We start from the raw sequence: 19413 nt of genomic DNA, 5'->3' as shown, positions 1-19413 counted from the left end.
GATCGAGATGTGCACGAATGTGCTCGGGGGTGCCGGTCAGCGGAGCTGTTCGAGGTCTTTCGCGGCGCGGGCGATTTCGTCGGCGAGGCCGCGGAGTTCGCCGGCTCCGGCGCCGTCGTCGGCGGCGGTGACGATGTCTTCGGCCGCGCACCGGAGCTGGAACAGGCGGTCCTGGAGGGCGGCGACCTCGGTTTCGGAGAGCACGACGGCGTCTTCGGGGAGGCCGCTGCGCTGCAGCACGGTCCGGCGTTCGTAGGCGCGCTGGCGGCAGGACTGGCCGCAGTAGCGCCGGCGGCGGCCGACGTTGCCGCCTTCGGGGAGGCGCCGTCCGCACCAGCCGCAGTGCCGGGGCGCGCCACGCCGACCCGGCATGACGTCGACGGTCGGGGCGGCGGGCTGGGTCAGTTCGGCGGCTTCCCTCACCCGGGAGACCCTAGCTGGCCACCGGTTGCTCACGCCGGGGTCATGGCGGAAGGGCACACTGGGGGGATGCAGGCGTCGTTTCCGTACCTGGCCGATCCGCTCCCCCGTGCGTTCGCGCACCGGGGGTGGCACCTCGACGAGCTCGAGGGGCTCGAGAACTCGTTGCCGGCGTTCCGGCGGGCGTGTGCCGAGGGGTACCGCTACCTGGAGACGGACGTGCACGCGACGGCGGACGGTGTGGTGGTGGTGCACCACGACGCGAACCTGGACCGGACGACGGACGGGTCGGGGCCGATCGCGACGCAGACGTGGGCGCAGCTGAAGCACGTCAAGGTGGGTGGGAAGGCTCCGCTGTCGCGGTTGGAGGACGTGCTGGAGGAACTGCCCGAAGCGCGGTTCAACGTGGACGTGAAGGCCGAGCAGGCGGTGAAGCCGTTCGTGGCGGTGCTGGAGCGGACGGGGGCGCACGACCGGGTGGCGGCGGCGTCCTTTTCGGACGGCCGGCTGGCGCGGTTGCGGAAGCTGGCGGGGCCGAAGCTGGTGACGGCGATGGGGCCGCGGTCGGCGTTCGTGCTGTGGAGCTGCGGGCGGTTCCCGCTGCTGCCGTTGCGGCGGCAGGTGCTGGGGGCGATGGCGCAGGTGCCGGTGCGCCAGGGTGCGTTGCGGGTGGTGGACAAGGCGTTCCTGAAGATGGCGGGGCGCTGCGGCATCGAGGTGCACACCTGGACGATCGACGACCCGGCGGAGATGCGGATGCTGCTGGACCTGGGGGTGCACGGGATCGTGACAGACCGGCCGGACCTGCTGCGCGAGGTGCTCATCGAGCGGGGTGCGTGGCAGCAGTCCCAAGATCCGTCGTGAGTGGTCAGCGGGGTGCTTTGCCCTGCCAGGCGGCGGTCCAGGTTTTCGGGCCGAGGAGGCCGCTGTCCTTGATGCCGTTGGCGCGCTGGAGGTCGAGCACGGCGGTGCGGGTCTTGTCGTAGTAGCAGCCGGTGCCGGTGAAGCCGTAGCCGTAGGCGTTCATGCGGAGCTGGAACGCCTTGAGCGGGGCGGCGCAGTCGCCGTAGGAGTAGACGACGCCGGGCCAGGCGGGCATCGGGCCGCCGGGTGGGGCGGGGGTGGGTGCGGGGGCCGGTCCGCCGCCGATGTAGGCGGCTTCGGCGTAGGTGGGGACGCGCTTGCTGCGGGCGTCGGCGTCGCCGGTGAGCTTGAGCATGCCGGCGCACTGCCAGGGCTGCCAGCCGCGCATGCGGTAGAGGTAGAGGGCTCGGTAGTCCTGTTCGGCGGGCGCGGCCTGGTCGGGGCGGCCGGCGCCGCCGACGCTGCGCCAGGTGGGCAGGTCGAACTGGTAGGCGCCGTAGTAGCCGTTGCCGGTGTTGGTGGCGTAGCGGCCGCTCGACTCGCACATGCGGAGTTTGGCCCAGGTGCTCGACGCGGGATCCGCGGAGGCCACGGCGGGGACGGTGAGCTGCAGACCCAAGGCGGCGATGGCGAGCAGCAGGAGTCTCGCCGCGGTGCGTCTCCGGTTTTGGATCATGGGAGCACAGTAGGAGCGTGTCCCTTTGACCACAAGAGACACACTGCGCACCTCAGTCTCACACGAAACACCGTTCACTTCTGTGCGCGACACGCCGCGCGGGGCGGACCGTGATTCGCCCCGGAAGTGGCGGATGAGCACGAAGCGACAAAGCGGACACGGTTCGGGTGGTCCGGGCACGCGCTCCTCGGCGCACCAGTAGTCTCCGCGCTGACCTGCTGTTTTTCGGAGTTGAGGAGCCGTGGATGACGCTGGCCGGGACGCGCTCGACCAAGCGCGAGCGCTGGGGCTGGTATTTCTACGACTGGGCGAATTCGCCGTTCTATTCGTCGACGACGACGGTGTTCGGCGCCCTGTCGATGAGCACGATCGCGGCCGCGGACGCGAAGACGAACTTCACCCTTAACGGGGACCGTGCGTGCCTGAACGCGGCGGGCGAGACCGACACGCTCCACAACTGCGACGTGACGTTGTTCGGGCTGCACTTCCCGGCCGGCTCGGTGTGGGGATACCTGCTGTCGGTGGCGACGGTGGTGCAGGTGCTGGTGCTGCCGATCGCGGGCGCGGTGGCCGACCGGAGCCACAACAAGCGGCGGATCCTGGGCGGGTTCGCGTTCCTGGGCGCGGCCGCGGCGGCGGCGATGTTCTTCTTGGCCGGTTCGGACTGGCAGCTGGGCGTGGTGCTGTTCATCATCGCGAACATCGGCTACGGCGGTTCGCTGGTGATCTACTACTCGTTCCTGGTCGACATCGGCGGGCCGGACGAGCGGGACGACATCTCGGCGAAGGGCTGGGCGTTCGGCTACCTGGGCGGCGGGCTGGCGCTGGCGCTGCAGCTCGGGTTCTACCTGGGGCACGACACCTTCGGCGTGAGCAAGGGCCTGGCGGTGCAGATCTGCTTCCTGACCTCGGGGCTGTGGTGGGCGGTGTTCACCTTCCCGGCGGTGCGGGCGCTCCCCCGGCGGCACACGCCGGTGGACGTCGCGCCGGGGTCGTCGGTGCTGCGGGCGGGGTTCGCGGAGCTGCGGCAGACGATCGTGGCGGCGAAGGCGTACCCGTTGACGCTGGCGTTCCTGGGCAGCTACCTGGTCTTCACCGACGGGATCAACACGGTGGTGACGGTGTCGGCGCAGTACGGCAAGGACGAGCTGCGCTTCGGCGACGAGGTGCTGATCGTGACGATCCTGGTGATCCAGTTCGTGGCGTACCTGGGTGGCACGCTGCACGGGCTGGTGGCGCGCCGGATCGGGGCGAAGCGGACGATCCTGGGCAGCCTGGTGCTGTGGATCGTGGTGCTGGCCGGGGCGTACTTCGTGCAGCCGAAGCAGCTGGTGCAGTTCCTGGCGGTGGCGGTCGGGATCGGGCTGGTGCTGGGCGGGACGAACGCGTTGTCGCGGTCGTTGTTCAGCCAGATGATCCCGAAGGGCAAGGACGCGCAGTACTACTCGCTCTACGTCGTGGGCGAGCGCGGGACGTCGTGGCTGGGGCCGCTGCTGTTCGCCGGGGTCGGGCAGGCGACGGGGTCGTTCCGGCTGGCCATCGTGGCGCTGGTGATCTTCTTCGCGGCCGGGCTGGTGCTGGTGTGGCTGGTGCCGGTGCGGCGGGCGATCGTGGCGTCGGGCAACACCCCGCCGGAGGTGCTGTGACGCCCCGATAGGGTCGGCCGTCGTGACCTTCGTGAACGACCGGGCCGCCGGCCCCGATCCCACCGATGCCCTTTCGTCGGTTCCCGCGGCCGGCTCGCGCCGCGGGACACCGCCGGTGGGCAGGCTGAAGTTCTGCTACGGGCCGATGGACTGCGGGAAGTCGACCTTGGCGCTGCAGATCGACCACAACCACGCGCGGCAGGGCCGGCGCGGGCTGGTGCTGGTGCGCCACGACCGGTCGGGTGCGCCGCAGATCTCGAGCCGGATCGGGCTGACGCGGCAGGCGGTGGAGGTCGGCGAGGACACCGACGTGCGGGACCTGGTGCGGCGCGAGTGGGCGCGCGGGCAGCACGTGGACTACGTCGTGGTGGACGAGGCGCAGTTCCTCTCCCCCGGCCAGGTCGACCAGCTGGCCGAGCTGGCCGACGAGGTCGAGATCGACGTGTACTGCTTCGGCATCGCGACGGACTTCCGGAGCCGGTTGTTCCCGGGAGCCGCACGCCTGTTCGAACTGGCGGACGAGCTGCAGCAGGTTCAGGTGGAGGTGCTGTGCTGGTGCGGGCTGCCCGGGAGGTTCAACGCGCGGGTGCTCGACGGCGAGGTCGTGCGCGAGGGCGACACCGTTGTGGTGGCAGATACCGAACAATCCGTAGTTGAATCTTCAGCTTTGGCCGGTTTTGAGGCCGAAAACGCTACTCTGCGTTATCAGGTATTGTGCCGCCGCCACTTTCGATCGGGTGACTTGGGGCCCGTTACTGGTCGTCACGGTCAGTTACGGTTGACCTGACGCGGGTGCCAGTAGCCCATCCGGGGGATATCAGCACTAAGAAGGCCGTATTGACGTCACGCCGGAGCGCGAAACGCCTCCTACTAGAGGAAGCTGATGCCGTTGGGTGACGCAGCTCATCGTGAGCAACGACATGGTCTCCCGGGAATCCCCGGGGATCCCGAGTCGTTGCATAGGGTGAGCATCACCCTGGCTCCACCCGGAGCTGACTGAAAGGACCCCCATCATGGCCGACCGTGTTCTTCGTGGAAGCCGGCTGGGAGCGGTCAGCTACGAGACCGACCGCAACCACGACCTCGCCCCACGTCGCACCGTGCGCTACGCCTGCCCGAAGAACCACGAGTTCGAGGTGCCGTTCTCCGACGACGCCGAGATCCCCACGGTCTGGGAGTGCCGCCTGCACGGCAGCGAATCGGAGATCGTCGACGGCGGACAGCCCGAGCAGAAGAAGGTCAAGCCGCCGCGCACGCACTGGGACATGCTGCTCGAACGGCGCACCATCCCCGAGCTCGAGGACCTGTTGAACGAACGTCTCGCCGAGCTGAAGGGCCGCCGGACCTCCCGGTCCGCGTAAGCCCTCCGAGCGTCGGCCCGTAGCCAACCGCTCCCACCACAACGGAAAGGCCCCCGCGACCTCCCCCCGCGGGGGCCTTTCGCATACCCGGAACAGCCAGGCCGCGGCTTGGTGACGCGAGCACGCACCCGGAAAGCCCTTGTGGTCACCCGTCGGCTTGCCCGGCCGAGGGCGCAGTTCAGGCGCGCGGCGGCCAGGCTGTGCGCACTGGCCCGCCTACCCCAGTGCACCGCGGAACGGGCCGCTCAGGGCGGCCCACTGCAGCAGCATGATCGTCTTCGCGTCGGCTATCTCCCCCGTCTCGATCATCTTCATGGCCTCCTCGAACGGCAGCTCGACCACCTCGATGTCCTCCCCTTCCTCCGCGATGCCGCCGCCCGCGCCCCGGGCCGCCGGGTCATACGGCGCCGCGTAGCAGTGCAGGCGCTCCGTCACCGAGCCCGGGCTCGTGTAGACGTCGAACACGTGCTCCAGCGAGCCGATGCGGACGCCCGTCTCCTCCTGGGCTTCGCGACGGATCGCCGTCTCCGGGTCGTCGGCGTCCAGCAGGCCCGCCGCGGCCTCGATGAACATCCCGTCCGGGTGGTCGTTGACGTAGACCGGGTAGCGGAACTGGCGGGTCAGCAGCACCGTGCCGCCGGCGAGGTCGTAGAGCAGGACCGCCGCGCCGTTGCCGCGGTCGTACGTCTCGCGCTGCTCGGTCGTCCAATGGCCGTCGCCGTGCTGGTACTCGAACGTCGTGCGGCGCAGGACGTGCCAGGCCGACGCCAGCAGCTCCACGTCCGTGATCCGGACACGCGGATTGCGGTCGAGGCTTGTCGAAGAGGTCATGCCCCGACCATAATGTGCATGACTCGGCAGAAACAAGGAGGACTGTGCATGCTGGTCGGTGAGCGTCGCGATCTGTTGCTGACCCGGCTGGCGGCTGAGGGCAAGGTGCTGGCGAAGGACGTGGCGGCCGAGCTGAACGTCTCCGAGGACAGCATCCGCCGCGACCTGCGGGACCTGGCCGCGGCCGGCCTCTGCCAGCGCGTCTACGGCGGCGCGCTGCCCGTCTCCCCCGCTGTCGCCGACTACGCGAGCCGGACGTCGATCGCCGTCGACGGCAAGGACCGCGTCGCCGCCCTGGCCGCCGGCCTGGTCCGGCCCGGCTCGACCGTCATCCTCGACGGCGGCACCACGACCCTCGCCGTCGCGAAGGCCCTGCCGAGGGACCTCGAAGCCACCGTCGTCACGCACAGCCCGACGGTGGCCGTCGCCCTGCTCGACCACCGGCACGTCGAGGTGTTCCTGCTCGGCGGGCGCCTGTTCCGGCACTCCGCCGTCACCTGCGGTGCCGCCGCGGCCGAGGCCGCCCAGGGGATCAGCGCCGACGTCTTCCTGCTCGGCGTCACCGGCGTCCACCCCGACGCCGGGCTCACCACCGGCGACGCCGACGAGGCCGCCATGAAACGCACCCTGGCCCGCCGCGCGGCCGACACCTACGTGCTGGCCAGCGCCGAGAAGCTCGGAGCGGCGTCGCGGTTCTCCGTGCTGCCCTTCACCGACATCGCGGGCGTGATCACCGACGCCGAGGAACAGAACGTGCAGGAACTTGCAGAGCGGGGCGTGCCGATCCTGCGGGCGTGACCTCGACGTACCACTCGCGGCCCGCCACCACGGCGAACAGCGGCGCCGGCAGCCAGACGAGCAGCCGCAGCACAGCAGCCAGCCGTCCGGTGCCGCGGACGTCGGACACGTGCGCGGCGAGCGCCGCTTGTTTCCGCCCGGCGAACCGCCGCACGGTGAAGCGGTGCGTGACGGCCGAGGCCGGGCTGTAGGCGTGCTCGAGCGCTTCGGCGTCGTACTCGAACGGGATCCGCAGCGCCCGCACCACCCGGACGAACCGCAGCGCGAAGTCGCGCGGGATGGTGGCCTCCAGCAGCCGCGTCCCGGTCAGCCGCGCCGCCCGCCGCGCGACGGCGTGCACCTTCACGTGGTCGCGGTGCCCGTAGCCGCCGTTGGCGTCGTAGCCCAGCAGCAGGTCGGCGTGTTCCTCGTGCAGGACCGCGGCGAGCCGGTGCGCGGCCTCCTCGGTCTCCGCGCGGGCGAAGCGCTGCCGTCCGGGCGGGTCCGGGTACAGCTCGGGCCCGTGCCCGCTGTCGGCGTACCCGAGGTGCACGACGCGCCGGACGCCGAGGATGGCCGCGCTCGCCTCCAGCTCGGCCCACCGCGGGCTCGGCGCTGCGTCCATGCCGTCGGTGGCCACGACGACCACCACGCGGTGGCCGTCCGCCGCGGCGCGGGCCAGGGTGCCGCCGCTGAGCAGCACGGGGTCGTCGGCGTGGGCGTGGAAGGCCACGATGGTCGTCATCGGCCCCATGATGGCCGAGAACAGGAGAAATCGGCATGAGTGAAACCGGGTCCGGCTCTCGGCGCCGGCTCGTGACCGCGCGGGTCAGCGGCGCCTGAGCAGGCGGCGCAGTTGGTGCCAGCGGCGCTCCGCACCCCACGAGGCGACGCGCAGGAACGCCTCGCGGATGATCGAGCCGTCCATCTTGGACTCGCCGATCTCGCGCTCGGTGAAGGTGATCGGCACCTCGACGATCTCGAACCCGGCGTCGGCCGTGCGGATCGTCAGGTCGATCTGGAAGCAGTAGCCGTGGGAGTTGACCTCGTCCAGGGCCAGCTTCTCCAGCACCGGACGGCGGTAGGCGCGGAAGCCCGCCGTGATGTCGCGGGTGCGCATGCCCAGGGCGATCTGCGAGTAGATGTTGGCGCCGCGCGAGAGGACCTGCCGCTTGAGCGGCCAGTTCACTACCGCGCCGCCCGGCACGTACCGCGAGCCGATCGCCAGGTCGGCGTCGCCGACCGCGTCCAGCAGGCGCGGCAGGTCCTCCGGCGCGTGCGAGCCGTCGGCGTCCATCTCGACGATCGTGGCGTACTCGCGCGCCAGGCCCCACCGGAACCCGGCGATGTAGGCGGCGCCGAGGCCGGCCTTCTCCGTGCGGTGCATCACGTGCACGTGGTCGTTGGCCGCCGCGCGCTCGTCGGCGAGCTCGCCGGTGCCGTCGGGGCTGCCGTCGTCCACCACGAGCACGTGCACGTCCGGGAGTACCTTGTGCAGGCGATCCAGGATCGGGCCGAGGTTCTCCCGCTCGTTGTAGGTCGGGATCACCACCAGCACCGGCTCGATTCCCTGGGCCCCCCGCGGCGCCTGCGACATCCGTGTTCCTCCGATATCCCCGGCGGTCACTCCGCCGTTTCCCCTGCTGCCGTGCCGGCGCTCACGCGCCGGGTGCGAAAACGGAGCACGAGCCCGCCGGCCACCCCGGCGATCGCCAGTGCCAGCAGCCCGTACTCCGTCCACGCACCGAGTCGATCCGACAGCGTAGTCTGCGTCCGCAGCGGGACGCGCCCGACCAGGGAATCCGCCGTGAAAAGGCCCGTTGAGCTGGTCACCGAGCCGTCCGGGGCGACGATGGCGCTCACCCCCGAGACCGCCGACACCACCACGGCCCGGCCGTGCTCGACCGCCCGCAGCCGCGACATCGCCAGCTGCTGCACGCTCATCTCGCTGTCGCCGTACCAGGCGTTGTTGGTCGGCACCACGAGCAGTTCCGCGCCGTCGCGGGCGGCGTCGCGGGCCGGGTAGTCGAACGCGGCCTCGTAGCAGACGAACACGCCGACCTTGGTGCCCGCGACGGCCATCGCCTGGTTCGCGCCGTCGCCGGGGACCATGTCCACGGTTTCGTTGTCCAGGAACGGGGTGACGAGCTCGGCGACCTTCCGCGCCGGCACGTACTCGCCGAACGGGACCAGCTGCTGCTTCGCGTACCGCTGCCCGGGTCCGGTGGCCGGGTCCCAGGCGATGACGGAGTTCTGCAGGTGCCGGTCCGGCAGCTCGTAGATCGCGCCGATCAGCGCCGGTACCCCGAAGTTCGCGACGAGCCGGTCGACCTGCGGGTCCGGCCCGGTGACCGTCGTGGCGCTCTCCGGCCAGAGCACCAGGTCCGGCTTCGCCACCTTCCCGGCGCGGATGTCGGCCAGCAGCCGTTCGCTTTCGGCGATGGTGTTGCGGCGCAGCAGGTCGCGCTCGCCCTGCAGGGCCAGCCCGATGTCGGGGGCGTTGCCCTGGACGGTCGCGACGGTGCGTTCGCCGTCCTGTGCGTCGGTGCCGATCGTCGGCCACAGCGCGAGCCCGGCCACCACCGGCACCACCGTTCCGACGGCCGCGAAGACCACCGGACGCGTCCGCAGCGCCGCCGTGAGGACCTTCCGGCCGTCCCAGAGCCGTCCGGCGAGCGCGGCCAGGCAGAACCCGCTCAGCACGACGGCGAGGCCGACCAGGGGCGCGCCGCCGATCGAAGCGAGCGGGAGGAACGCACCTTCGGGCTGGCTGAACGCGACCCGGCCCCACGGGAAGCCTCCGAAGGGGAACCACGCGCGGGGCGTCTCGAGGGCGATGAACACCAGGGCCGACCACAGCGGTCCGCCCGGCAGGCGCGACACCAGGGTCATGAGACCGCCGGCGAGGCCGTAGTAGAGCGCCAGCGCGAACGACAGGGCCAGCCACGGCCACGGCCCGAAGTCCGGGCCGAGGAAGTCCAGCAGCCACGTCAGCAGCGGCAGGAAGAACACGAACCCGAACGCGAAGCCGTAGCCGAACGCGCCCCGGAACCGCCGGCGCCCGCGCAGCACGAGGGCGAACCCGGCGAACGCCAGGGGCGCGAGCCACCACAGCGGCCGCGGCGCAAAGCTCAGGTAGTAGGCGAACCCGGACACCAGCGCGGCGGCCAGGCGCAGCAGCCACGCTCGCGGGAACCGCCGGGTGCGGGCGGGGTGGTGCGGGACGCCCGGTTCCGGGTCCGCGACGGTGACTGCCACGGGTGACAACTCTAGGTGATGGCGTCGTGGAGGACTTCACCCGCGCGGACAGTGCGCAGGCAGCGTGGCAGCGCGGCGTCCGGCTCGAGGCGCGGCAGCGGCGGAACCCCGGCGCGCGGGTCGGTGGACCAGCGCTGCACGCGGCTGTCCGGGGTCGCGACGACGAGGTCGGTGGCGTCCCAGATCGCGTAGTGCGCCGGCGCGCCCGGGACGAGGCTGCCGGTGACGCCGTCGTTGACGCCCGCGGCGCGGTGCCCGGCCCGGGTGTGGGCGGTGAACGCCGCCCGCGGCGACAGGCCCGCACCGGGCGTCCGGTGGTAGGCGGCCGCGCGGACGCCGGCCCACGGGTCGAGCGGCGTCACCGGCGCGTCGGAGCCGAAGGCCAGCAGGACGCCTTCGGCGGCCAGCGTCGAGAACGGGTTGAGCCCGGCCGCGCGGTCCGCACCGAGACGTTCGGCGTACATGCCGTCCGGGCCACCCCACAGCACGTCGAACAGCGGCTGCATCGAGGCGACGACGCCCCAGCCGGCCAGGAGCCCGGCCTGCTCGGCGGTGACCATCTCGAGGTGCTCGAGCCGGTGGTGGCGGGCGGCCAGGGCGCGCTGCCCGACTTCCTTTTCGGCGAGGCGGAAGCCTTCGACGACCTCGGCGACGGCGGCGTCCCCGATGACGTGGAACCCGGCCTGCAACCCGGCTTCGGTGCACACGGCCAGGTGCTCGCCGATGCGCCGCGCGTCGAGGTAGAGCGAACCGGTGCCGTCGTGGTCGGCGTACGGCGTTGTCAGGGCGGCGGTGTGGGAGCCGAGCGCGCCGTCGGCGAACAGGTCGCCGGCCAGGCCGCGGACGCCCAGTGCGCGGGCGGTGTCGACGGCGCCGAGCTCGCCCCAGTAGCCGACGACCTCCGGCGTGCCCGGGCCGGCGAGGGCGAGCAGTGCGGCGAGGTCGTCGCGGCCGGAGATGTCGGGGCCCGCGCATTCGTGGACGCTGACGATCCCCTGCCGGGCCGCCTCGGCGAGGAACGCGCGCTGAGCGTGTTCGCGCTGCTCCGGGGTGACGGCGGCGCGCACGGCCGCGCGGACGGCGTGGTGGGCGGCGCGGGTCAGCGGCCCGCCGGACGACCAGCCGTCGGCGTCGCGGGCGGCCGGGGCCAGCTCGACCAGGGCGGTGGAGACCAGCGCGGAGTGGACGTCGACGCGGCTGAGGTAGACCGGGGCGCCGCCGGCGGCGTCGTCGAGTTCGGCGCGGCTGGGCAGCCGCGGGTCGGTCCAGGCGCTCTCGTCCCAGCCGTGGGCGAGCAGGACCCGGCCGGGCACGACGGCGTCGCGGACGCGGGCCAGCAACTCGGCGCCGCTCTTGACGCCCGTGAGGTCGAGGCCGGTCAGGTGCAGGCCGGTGGCGGTGGCGTGGACGTGCGCGTCGACGAACGCGGGGGCGACGAAGGCGCCGTCGAGGTCGACGACCCGGGCGCCGGGGTGCAGGGCGCGGGCCGGGGCGTCCTGCCCGACCCAGACCACGGTGCCGCCGGTGACGGCCATCGCCGTGGCGTCCGGGCCGGCGGGGGTGTAGATGCGCCCGCCGAGCAGGAGCGTCGTCGTCTGTTCGTCCGTCACGCCCTTGAGTCTGCCTCGCCGGTCACCCCCTCCTCCACCTGGGGGAAGATCCGCGAGCATGCAGGAAGATTTACTCTGTGAGAGCGTTATGACAGGATATTTTTACGCGTTCCCGACGACTAGGAGTACAAGTGACTGCGATCCAGGAACCTGTGACGCCTGCCGCCGCCTTTGACCAGCCCTACGAGTACGCCCGCGCCGAGCTGGTGGAACCCGACTGGCGCCGCTTCCCGGGCTGGCACGACGTGACCGAGGCCGAGTGGCGTGACGCGCAGTGGCAGCGGGTGCACTGCGTCCGCAACGCCAAGCAGCTGCGCGCGCTGATGGGCGACCTGCTGGAGGAGCGCTTCTACGACGACCTGCTCGCCGACCAGCGCGAGATGGCGACGATGTCGATGCTGCTGCCGCCGCAGATGCTCAACACGATGGCGCCGACGGCCGGCACCGACCCGGCGAAGGTCACCGAGGCCTTCTACGCCGACCCGATCCGCCGGTACATGCTCCCGGTTCGCAGCGACCGCGACCCGGTCTGGGCGAGCCACCCCCACTCGGAGCGCGACTCGCTGCACGAGGCCGAGATGTGGGTCGTCGAGGGGTTGACCCACCGCTACCCGACCAAGGTGCTGGCCGAGATGATCTCGACCTGCCCGCAGTACTGCGGCCACTGCACCCGCATGGACCTGGTCGGCAACTCGACCGAGCAGATCGAGAAGCACAAGCTCGCGCTCAAGCCGGTCGACCGCCAGGACGCGATGATCGCCTACCTGAAGAAGACCCCGGGCGTGCGCGACGTCGTGGTGTCGGGCGGCGACGTCGCCAACGTGCCGTGGCCGCAGCTGGAGTCGTTCCTGATGCGCCTGATGGACATCGACACCGTCCGCGACATCCGGCTGGCGACGAAGGCGCTCGCGGCGCTGCCGCAGCACTGGATCCAGCCCAAGGTCGTCGAAGGCCTGGAGCGCGTCGCCGTGACCGCCCAGCGCCGCGGCGTCAACCTGGCGATCCACACCCACGTCAACCACGCCCAGTCGGTGACCCCGCTGGTGGCCGAGGCCGCCCAGACGGCACTGAACGTGGGGGTGCGCGACGTCCGCAACCAGGGCGTCCTGATGCGCGGCGTCAACGCCACCCCGGCGGCGCTGCTGGACCTGTGCTTCGCGCTGCAGGGCGAGGCGAACATCCTGCCGTACTACTTCTACATGTGCGACATGATCCCGAACGCCGAGCACTGGCGGGTGTCGGTGCACGAGGCGCAGGAGCTGCAGCACGCGATCATGGGCTACCTGCCGGGCTACGCGACGCCGCGCATCGTGTGCGACGTGCCCTACGTCGGCAAGCGGTGGGTGCACCAGCTGGCCGACTACGACCGCGAGCTGGGCATCTCGTACTGGACGAAGAACTACCGGACGGGCATCGAGCTGGACGACCCGGAGGCCCTGCAGCGCCGCTACCCGTACTACGACCCGATCGCGACGCTGCCCGAGGCCGGGCAGGCCTGGTGGGCCAACCAGCGCGGCTGACCTGCCGGTGGGGCTCCGGACCGGGGCCCCACCGGATCAGTCCAGCAGCAGCGGCGAGGGCAGGGTGTGGCCCGGGTGCATGCGGAGCAAACCGTGCACCACGCCGGCCAAGCCGGACATCAGGCTCGGCGAGAACGCCTCGCGGGCCAGGCCGCCGACCGGGCCACGCTGCTCCAGGCCGGTCAGGAGCTCGGCGTCGATCTCGTCGCGGCCCGGGCCGGTCCACGACGGGTCGGCCCGGCGGATCGCGTCGAGCACCTCCCACTGGCCCATGTCGCCGTGGCACAGCGTGTGGCTCCAGCCGAACCCTTCCGCCGCGCTCGCGCGGGCGGCGCGGCCCGCCATCTCCAGCCACCGCGGCTCGCCCGTGCGCCGGTGCAGGTCGAGCGCTGCCAGGCCGATGCCCGCGCTGCCGTGGCACCAGCTGGTGAAGAAGTCCTCTTCGCTGCCGATCCGGGCGTCGAACCAGTTGCCTTCCTCCGGGCGGTACAGCCATTCCTGGTAGGCGAACGCCTTCTCGGCCAGCTCCCGCCAGGTGGTGCGTTCCGCTGTCGTGCCGGCGTCGCTGAGGGCCAGCCGCATCAGGGTCCAGCCGATGCCCGTGGCGCCGTGGGCGAAGCCGCCGATGCCCTCGGGGTTGAGCCGGGTGGGCCAGCGAGCCCCGTAGTCCTCGTGCACCGCCAGCTCCACCAGCCGGTTGCCGACCGCCGCGGCCACCGGCAGCCACTCCGGCCGGCCGGTCCCGGCGAGGCCGAGCAGCGGCACTCCGGCGCCCGCGACGCCGTTGAGCAGGTCCACCTCGCGGTCCTCGGCGATCCGGCGGCCGTCGGAGAACAGTGCCGCCCGCCCGGCCGCGCGCTCCAGCAGCCAGTCCTCGCCGAGCACGCGGTGCAGCGCGAGCCACGTCCACACCTGGGACGCGGCACCGCTGAACGCCCCGGCTGACGGCGTCTCCGTGAGTTCCTCGACGCTCGTCAGCACCCGCAAGGCGCCGTCGAAGCACTCCTGGACGCCGTCGACCTCGTCGGCCCGGCCGGCGCGCACCTCGGCCAGGTACTCGGCCAGGGCGAGGACCACGCCGCCCTGGCCGGTGTAGAGATCGGCCGGCAGGACCCGGATCGACCAGCCCGCCGGCGTGAACACCGGGCTGACCCAGGTGACCGTCCCGTCCTCACCGCGCACCGCGCCGTCGCACAACTGCCCGACCAGCCGCGCGGCCAACGCGCGACGGCGGTGCTCCCGGTCCCGGCAGTGCGGCTCGTGCGCGGGGTACTGGCGCCGCGTCGGCAACGTCCGCTCGTTGAGGTAGGCGCCGACGAGCGCGTCCTGGATGATCGCCTCCTCGAACGGCAGGTCCGCCCCGCGCCAGTCGGCCACCGACGCCGCGATCGCCGCCCGGTCCACCGTGAAGGCGAACAACGGGACGTCGCCGGCCAGCAGGTCGGCGATCTCCGCGTCGATCGTCGGCAGGTCCCGCGGCGCGCCGTGCAGGACTTCGGCGTTGCGGCGCAGGATGTCCCGGCCCCGCTCGAGCGCGGCCGCCTCGTCGTGCAGGGAAGCCGGGTGCCACAGCATCCGGCCGATGTCGACGTAGGCCTGCGTCGGCCGCAGGATCCGGCGGGCCTCGGCCCCCTCGAAGTGCCGCAGCAGGTGCGCCACGTCGAGGCGGTGCAGGTGCGCGGTCATCTCCTGAAAGCCTGCCAGGACACGGTCCCAGTAGGCGTGCAGCACGGGTTCCGGGCTGGGGTGGTTGCCCGCGGCCGGCACGTCCACCAGGTCGACCCGCAGGCGCGCGGCGGCCGTGCCCGCGTCCGCGATAACCGGTGCGGGGATGCGCGGCTGCTGCCCGGGCAGCGCGCCGATCCCGGAGATGTCGACCCCGCCCAGCGCGTACCCGGTGCCGCGGACCGGGAGCAGCCCCGTGCGCAGGACCGTCCGGCGGATCGCCGCGGTCGCGACGTCCACGGCGTCGCCCTGACCACTGGCCGGGAACTCCGCCGGGGCGTCGAACAACGTCTCGGCGTCCACGATGACCGGCACCGGGCCCGCCGCGATCATGTTCTCCGCGTGCATGTCGGTGCCACCGCACAGCCGCAGGATCGCCAGCCAGTGCCCGATGTTGCGGTAGAAGGCGGCGAGTTCGTGCTCGTCGGCGCAGTAGCGCGGCTCGACGTAGTCGGCCCAGCCGTAGCCTTCGCGCAGCAGCACCGCGGGCACCCGGATCCGCTCGGCGGTCTCCGGCGCGTCCGGGAACTCCGCGTAGACGTCGTCGAGCAGCGCGGCCAGTGCGACGTCGATCGCCGAGTTCCGCGGCTTGTACATGACGGTTCCGGCGCCGACGTCGACGCGGCTGACCGTCAGGCCGCCGCGGTGGGTGTCGCCACGCCCGAACGTCACCGCGCGCAGCGTCCCGCGCGTCACCTGCGCGAACCGCGGGCGGTCGGCGGCCAGCCGGGCGGCGAACCCGGCGACGGCGGCCACGGACGCCCGCGCCACCCGCTCGACGCGCCCCGGCAGCACCGGGTACCGCGCTTCGATGCTCGCCAGGTAGTCCTCGCGCATCGCTTCTTCGACGTAGTCCGCCCAGATCTCGTCGTCGTCCCCGCCCGCCAGCCGCCGCGCGTGCAGTTCGATGAGGAACACCCGGGACAGCTTCGCGTGCAGGGACTGGACCAGCGCGTCGCTCCCGGCCGTCAGCACCAGAGCGCGCTCGTCCGGGGTCAGGCCGGGAACCGCGTCGAGGTCCGCCGCCAGCGCAGTCCGCCACGGCCGCGCGAGCCGTTCGACGGGTCCGCTGAACGCAAGGGTGCCGCTGTCCGCCGAATCGAGCACGCCGGCCTCCGCCTCATCCGATCCGAGTGCGCCCGCGCACTCCCGGGAACGGGAATGGCGGGCGCGTACCGATGACCCGATATCGTCAGCAGCACCAGCTGCCGTGCGAACCGGTCGGGCTGGAACAGAACGCGTACAGCATGTCGGTCGGATCGACCAGCGCGGCTTCGGCCGCGTTCCCGCCGACGTACAGCGGCCCGGCGGGATTCGCCTGGCCGTGCGCCGATTCCGCACCCGACAACCAGCCTTCGAGAACGGCCGTGGTGTCAACGGTCTGCATGGGAAACCTCCAGTTCGACGACGGATCCGGGCACAACCAGCGGAGTCTAGCCATTTCCACGACGTCGTTTCGACGACCGTTCGGCCGCCGAATCTTCCTCCCATTAGCGACGACCACGAATCGAAATCCGGGAACGGTATTTTTGACGACAGGCGGCCACCTTCACCTGATCGGCAGGTAGGCGGCCACGTCGGCCAGAGCGTCGAGCGTCTCGCGGTCGAGGTGACCGGCGGCGGTGTCGGCCTCGGCGACGACCATGCCGGTGCCGTCCGCGCGGGACCGGTAGTGCAGCCCGGTCATCCGCACGCCGGCGATCCCGAGGACCGCCGCGATCTCCAGCGGGCGCACGTCGCCGTCGCCTTGCACGGCCTCGACCTTCTCGAAGTCCCTCGCTTGCTTCTTCGTGCGGAATCCGACTCGCACCACGGAGATGACCGCAGCGTTGCCGTGGCCGTCGCCGACCGCCAGCAGCATGCGGTCCAGCGACGTGCACGGCGTCCGGACGAGGAAGTCCCGCACCTTGCCCGAAGCGGCCGCGACGCAGTCGCCTTCGCGCTCCAGCCGCCGGACCGCCCGCTTGAGCTCCTTGAGCTTCAACCGGCTCCACGCTTCCCGCGCGTTGCCGCGCTTGGCCGACTCACGGGCCTCGGCCTGCCGGGTCTTCAGCGACCGGCCGGGCAGCGAGTCGGCCACGTCCCCGGCCGCGTTCCCGGCGAGCGCGTCCGACGCCGTCCCCGCCGCGCCACCGAACACCCCCGCCCCGCCCGCGCCCCCGGCGACCGCCAGGCCGACGACCGCCGCGACCACGACCCCGGTCCCCTTGTCGCGGATGTAGATCTTCTTGCCGTCCTTGGTGATCCATCGCCCCACGCGCTCATCTTCGGGGCGATCTCCGCGGCCGGGCGGCGGTTGGCCGGGAACTGACCGGGAACTGTCACGTACCGCGGTCAGTACGCGACACGCGTGCCCGCGCCCGTCTCCTCCGCGCGCGCCACCACGAACCGGGCCGCCGCCAGGTCCTGGACCGCGAGGCCGACCGACTCGAACACCGTGATCTCCTCCGGCGACGTCCGGCCCGGCGCGCGACCGAGCAGGACGTCGCCCAGCGGGGTGAGGTCGATCGCCGCCTCGCGCGCGGCGAACAAGTAGTCCCCGGCCTCGTGCGTCGCCGATTCGACCGAGTCCACGAACACCCGCGCGGCGGCCATCGTCGCCGTGTCCAGCTCGCGGGTGTGCGGGACGCACGAGCCCACGGCGTTGACGTGGGTGCCCGGGCGCAGCCACTCGTGCCGCAGGACCGGGGCCGTCGCGGTGGTCGCCGTCACCACGATGTCGGCCGCGCGCACGGCCTCCTCCGCCGACGACGCCACCTCCACCGGCACCCCCAGTTCGGCCGACAGCGCCGCGCACGCCCGCCCGGCCCGCGACGCGTCCCCGGCCACCACCCGCACCCGCTTCAGCGGGCGGACCGCCGCCAGCGTCCGGACGTGCGCCGCCCCCTGGACGCCGATGCCGAACACCGTCAGCTCCGCGGCGCCCGAACGGGCCAGCGCCTCGGTCGCCACCGCCGTGACCGCCGGGGTCCGCAGCTCGGTCAGCACCGAGGCGTTCAGCAGCGCCAGGGCCTCCCCGGTGTCTCCGCTGAAGAGCAGCATCGCGCCTTGGTGGGCGTCGAGGCCGAGCGCGGTGTTGCCCTCGAACAGGCAGACGATCTTGACGCCGTAGCCCGCGCCGGCGGTGTAAGCGGGCATCATCGCCAGCAGCCCCGACGCGCCCTCCGGGGAGACGACCGGCCGCAGCGGCTGATGCGCCTCGCCGCGCGAAAGGGCGATCAGGGCGTCGCGCATCGGCGCGAGGCCTTCGCCGGGCGGGAACGCCGCGCGGACGTCGTCGCCGGAGAGCACCAGCAGCGTCATCGCGTGCCGAACAGCTGGTCGTCGAGCCCGGCCGGGCGCACCGCTTCCGGGATCGACCGCGTGTAGTAGTTCATCGTGACGACCGCGCGCAGGGCGTCCGCGGTGCGCAGCGGCTGGACGTAGTGCGGGTGGAAGCGGGCGTCGAAGAAGAACAGCTGGCCCCGCCGCGGGTAGATGACGGCCGCGTCTTCGTCCACTTCGGACACGTCACGGGCGTGGCGGTTGCGGGAGACGACCAGGCCGCCACCGGTCTCCTCGGTGCAGTCGGTCAGGTACAGCAGGCCCTCCATCGGGTTGCTGTCGACGTGGCACGGGTAGCGCATGGTGATGCCGCGCTGCACGTTCAGGCTCAGCGCCCGGTTGGCGGTGCTGGTCAGCTCCAGCGGCTCGTCGATCAGCCGCTCGCCCAGCTGCCGGAACCAGCCCGTGTAGAGCTCGCCGACCCACGGCGCCCGCTCGACGAGCACCTCGCCGTCGACCGACTCCAGCGGGATGACCGCGTCGGGGGTCTCGCGCGCGGTGGTCATAGTCGGGCGGAAGCTGCGCCGGGCGGCCTGCCCGGCCGCGACGTCCAGCAGCTCCTCGGCCCACCCGGCCGGCAGGGCGCTGCCGACGTCGTAGATGTGCCAGTGGAAGGGCAGCTCCCGCGGCGGGGTCCAGCCCGTGAACCGGCCCGGGGTGTGGTCGATGGTGGCCGACATGGTGCCTCCTCGTGTGTCGGATCGTCCTCAGTGGACGCTCAGGTGCGCCCGCAGCCGCTCGGCCACCGCGGGCGGCCGGTCGAACGGGAAGTCGTGGCCGCCGGGGAAGGCGGCCGCCTCGAACCGCGCGCCGGTGTAGCGCGCCCATTCCGCCACCGCGCTGCCCGGCGCGGTGAGGTCGGCGCGGCCGTACCAGGCGAACAGGTCGACCGGCAGCGCCTCGACGGGTCCCGGTTCGTACCCCGCCACCAGCCCCAGGTCCGCGCGCAGGGTCGGCACGAACAGGGCGCGCATCGGCGACTGCCGGGCGACCGGGTCGAGGAAACCGAGGGCGACGAGCCCGTTGACGAAGTCGTCGTCCCCGGTGGTGGTGAGCCGGTTGAACTCGGCGGCCGAGATCAGGTGCGGCGGCCGCGCCCCGGCGATGACGACGAACTCCGGCCGCGGCAGTGCGTCCGACGCGCAGATCCGGCGCGCCATCTCGTAGACGACGAGCCCGCCCATGCTGTGCCCGGCCAGCGCGTAGCGGCCGTCGTCCGGGATCCGTTCGACGAGCTTCGCGGCCGCGCCCACCAGCGTCGACGCCGGGGTCTCCCGCGCCGCCTTGCCCCGGCCCGGCAGGTCGAGCGCGCGGACGGTGAGTTCCGGGGCCAGTGCCGCGGCCCACGGGCGGTAGGCCCGGGCCGAGCCGCCGGCCCCCGGTACGCAGAGCAGTTCCACG

The 19413-nt window shown here is 72.5% G+C and carries 19 protein-coding genes; 6 read left to right on the top strand and 13 right to left on the bottom strand.

All coding sequences use genetic code 11. The features are described 5' to 3' along the window. Nucleotides 1-36: 36 nt before the first annotated feature. Entirely contained in the window at nt 37-423 is a 387-nt protein-coding gene (locus ACWEN0_RS13520; protein WP_451972732.1) for a hypothetical protein, read from the bottom strand. Between the two features lie 66 nt (nt 424-489). On the opposite strand from ACWEN0_RS13520, the gene ACWEN0_RS13515 reads away from it, so the two are divergent. Beyond that, on the top strand, nt 490-1284 hold the full coding sequence (locus tag ACWEN0_RS13515) for a glycerophosphodiester phosphodiesterase (RefSeq protein WP_451972730.1): 795 nt from the start codon (nt 490-492) through the stop codon (nt 1282-1284). 4 nt (nt 1285-1288) lie between these two features. Here ACWEN0_RS13515 and ACWEN0_RS13510 read toward each other — a convergent pair whose 3' ends face one another. Then, entirely contained in the window at nt 1289-1960 is a 672-nt protein-coding gene (locus ACWEN0_RS13510) for a transglycosylase family protein (protein ID WP_451972728.1), read from the bottom strand. Between the two features lie 245 nt (nt 1961-2205). Here ACWEN0_RS13510 and ACWEN0_RS13505 point away from each other — a divergent pair, with 245 nt between their 5' ends. The 3 genes from ACWEN0_RS13505 (at nt 2206) to ACWEN0_RS13495 (ending at nt 4967) form a co-directional block, all read left to right on the top strand. After that, a complete protein-coding gene (locus tag ACWEN0_RS13505) occupies nt 2206-3606 on the top strand; it encodes an MFS transporter (RefSeq protein ID WP_451972726.1) in 1401 nt (466 codons plus the stop codon). A 115-nt stretch (nt 3607-3721) separates the two neighbouring features. Continuing rightward, nucleotides 3722-4393 carry a thymidine kinase gene (locus ACWEN0_RS13500; protein WP_451973310.1) on the top strand — a complete coding sequence of 224 codons (672 nt, stop codon included), beginning with the start codon at nt 3722-3724 and terminating at the stop codon, nt 4391-4393. Between the two features lie 226 nt (nt 4394-4619). Next, nucleotides 4620-4967: an RNA polymerase-binding protein RbpA gene (locus ACWEN0_RS13495; RefSeq protein ID WP_003081521.1), complete on the top strand. Its 348-nt coding sequence runs from the start codon at nt 4620-4622 to the stop codon at nt 4965-4967. Between the two features lie 216 nt (nt 4968-5183). Here ACWEN0_RS13495 and ACWEN0_RS13490 read toward each other — a convergent pair whose 3' ends face one another. Beyond that, nucleotides 5184-5798 (bottom strand): NUDIX domain-containing protein, encoded by a 615-nt coding sequence (locus ACWEN0_RS13490; RefSeq protein ID WP_451972724.1) that lies wholly within the window; start codon nt 5796-5798, stop codon nt 5184-5186. A gap of 48 nt (nt 5799-5846) precedes the next feature. Between ACWEN0_RS13490 and ACWEN0_RS13485 the strand changes: the two genes are divergently transcribed. Then, nucleotides 5847-6596, top strand: coding sequence for a DeoR/GlpR family DNA-binding transcription regulator (locus ACWEN0_RS13485; protein WP_451972722.1), 750 nt, complete (start codon nt 5847-5849; stop codon nt 6594-6596). On the opposite strand, the gene ACWEN0_RS13480 is transcribed toward ACWEN0_RS13485, so the two are convergent. The 4 genes from ACWEN0_RS13480 to ACWEN0_RS13465 form a co-directional block, all read right to left on the bottom strand. Continuing rightward, the gene (locus ACWEN0_RS13480; RefSeq protein WP_451972720.1) at nt 6529-7320 is read right to left on the bottom strand and encodes a PIG-L deacetylase family protein; all 792 of its coding nucleotides are present in this window, start codon (nt 7318-7320) and stop codon (nt 6529-6531) included. The genes ACWEN0_RS13485 and ACWEN0_RS13480 overlap by 68 nt on opposite strands. A gap of 84 nt (nt 7321-7404) precedes the next feature. Next, nucleotides 7405-8172: a polyprenol monophosphomannose synthase gene (locus ACWEN0_RS13475; protein ID WP_451972718.1), complete on the bottom strand. Its 768-nt coding sequence runs from the start codon at nt 8170-8172 to the stop codon at nt 7405-7407. A gap of 26 nt (nt 8173-8198) precedes the next feature. Next, nucleotides 8199-9833 carry an apolipoprotein N-acyltransferase gene (gene lnt / locus ACWEN0_RS13470; RefSeq protein WP_451972716.1) on the bottom strand — a complete coding sequence of 545 codons (1635 nt, stop codon included), beginning with the start codon at nt 9831-9833 and terminating at the stop codon, nt 8199-8201. 11 nt (nt 9834-9844) lie between these two features. Then, entirely contained in the window at nt 9845-11443 is a 1599-nt protein-coding gene (locus ACWEN0_RS13465; protein WP_451972714.1) for an amidohydrolase, read from the bottom strand. Nucleotides 11444-11574: 131 nt separating this feature from the next. On the opposite strand from ACWEN0_RS13465, the gene ACWEN0_RS13460 reads away from it, so the two are divergent. Next, on the top strand, nt 11575-12963 hold the full coding sequence (locus ACWEN0_RS13460; protein ID WP_451972712.1) for a KamA family radical SAM protein: 1389 nt from the start codon (nt 11575-11577) through the stop codon (nt 12961-12963). A gap of 36 nt (nt 12964-12999) precedes the next feature. Here the strand turns inward: ACWEN0_RS13460 and ACWEN0_RS13455 are convergent, their stop codons facing one another. The 6 genes from ACWEN0_RS13455 to ACWEN0_RS13430 form a co-directional block, all read right to left on the bottom strand. Next, nucleotides 13000-15795 (bottom strand): type 2 lanthipeptide synthetase LanM family protein, encoded by a 2796-nt coding sequence (locus ACWEN0_RS13455; RefSeq protein WP_451972710.1) that lies wholly within the window; start codon nt 15793-15795, stop codon nt 13000-13002. A gap of 85 nt (nt 15796-15880) precedes the next feature. Then, on the bottom strand, nt 15881-16075 hold the full coding sequence (locus tag ACWEN0_RS13450; protein ID WP_451972708.1) for a DUF6229 family protein: 195 nt from the start codon (nt 16073-16075) through the stop codon (nt 15881-15883). A gap of 162 nt (nt 16076-16237) precedes the next feature. Further along, nucleotides 16238-16945: a hypothetical protein gene (locus ACWEN0_RS13445; RefSeq protein WP_451972706.1), complete on the bottom strand. Its 708-nt coding sequence runs from the start codon at nt 16943-16945 to the stop codon at nt 16238-16240. Nucleotides 16946-17022: 77 nt separating this feature from the next. Continuing rightward, on the bottom strand, nt 17023-17991 hold the full coding sequence (locus tag ACWEN0_RS13440) for an ornithine cyclodeaminase family protein (RefSeq protein WP_451972704.1): 969 nt from the start codon (nt 17989-17991) through the stop codon (nt 17023-17025). Continuing rightward, complete coding sequence (locus ACWEN0_RS13435; RefSeq protein ID WP_451972702.1) at nt 17988-18692, bottom strand: 2OG-Fe(II) oxygenase; 705 nt, start codon at nt 18690-18692, stop codon at nt 17988-17990. Before ACWEN0_RS13435 ends, ACWEN0_RS13440 begins: the two co-directional genes overlap by 4 nt. Nucleotides 18693-18719: 27 nt before the next feature. Beyond that, the gene (locus tag ACWEN0_RS13430) at nt 18720-19412 is read right to left on the bottom strand and encodes a thioesterase II family protein (protein WP_451972700.1); all 693 of its coding nucleotides are present in this window, start codon (nt 19410-19412) and stop codon (nt 18720-18722) included. Between the last annotated feature and the right edge of the window lies 1 nt (nt 19413).

The organism is Amycolatopsis sp. NPDC004378 (genome assembly GCF_053602455.1).
This window is presented reverse-complemented; position numbering and strand designations above follow the sequence as displayed.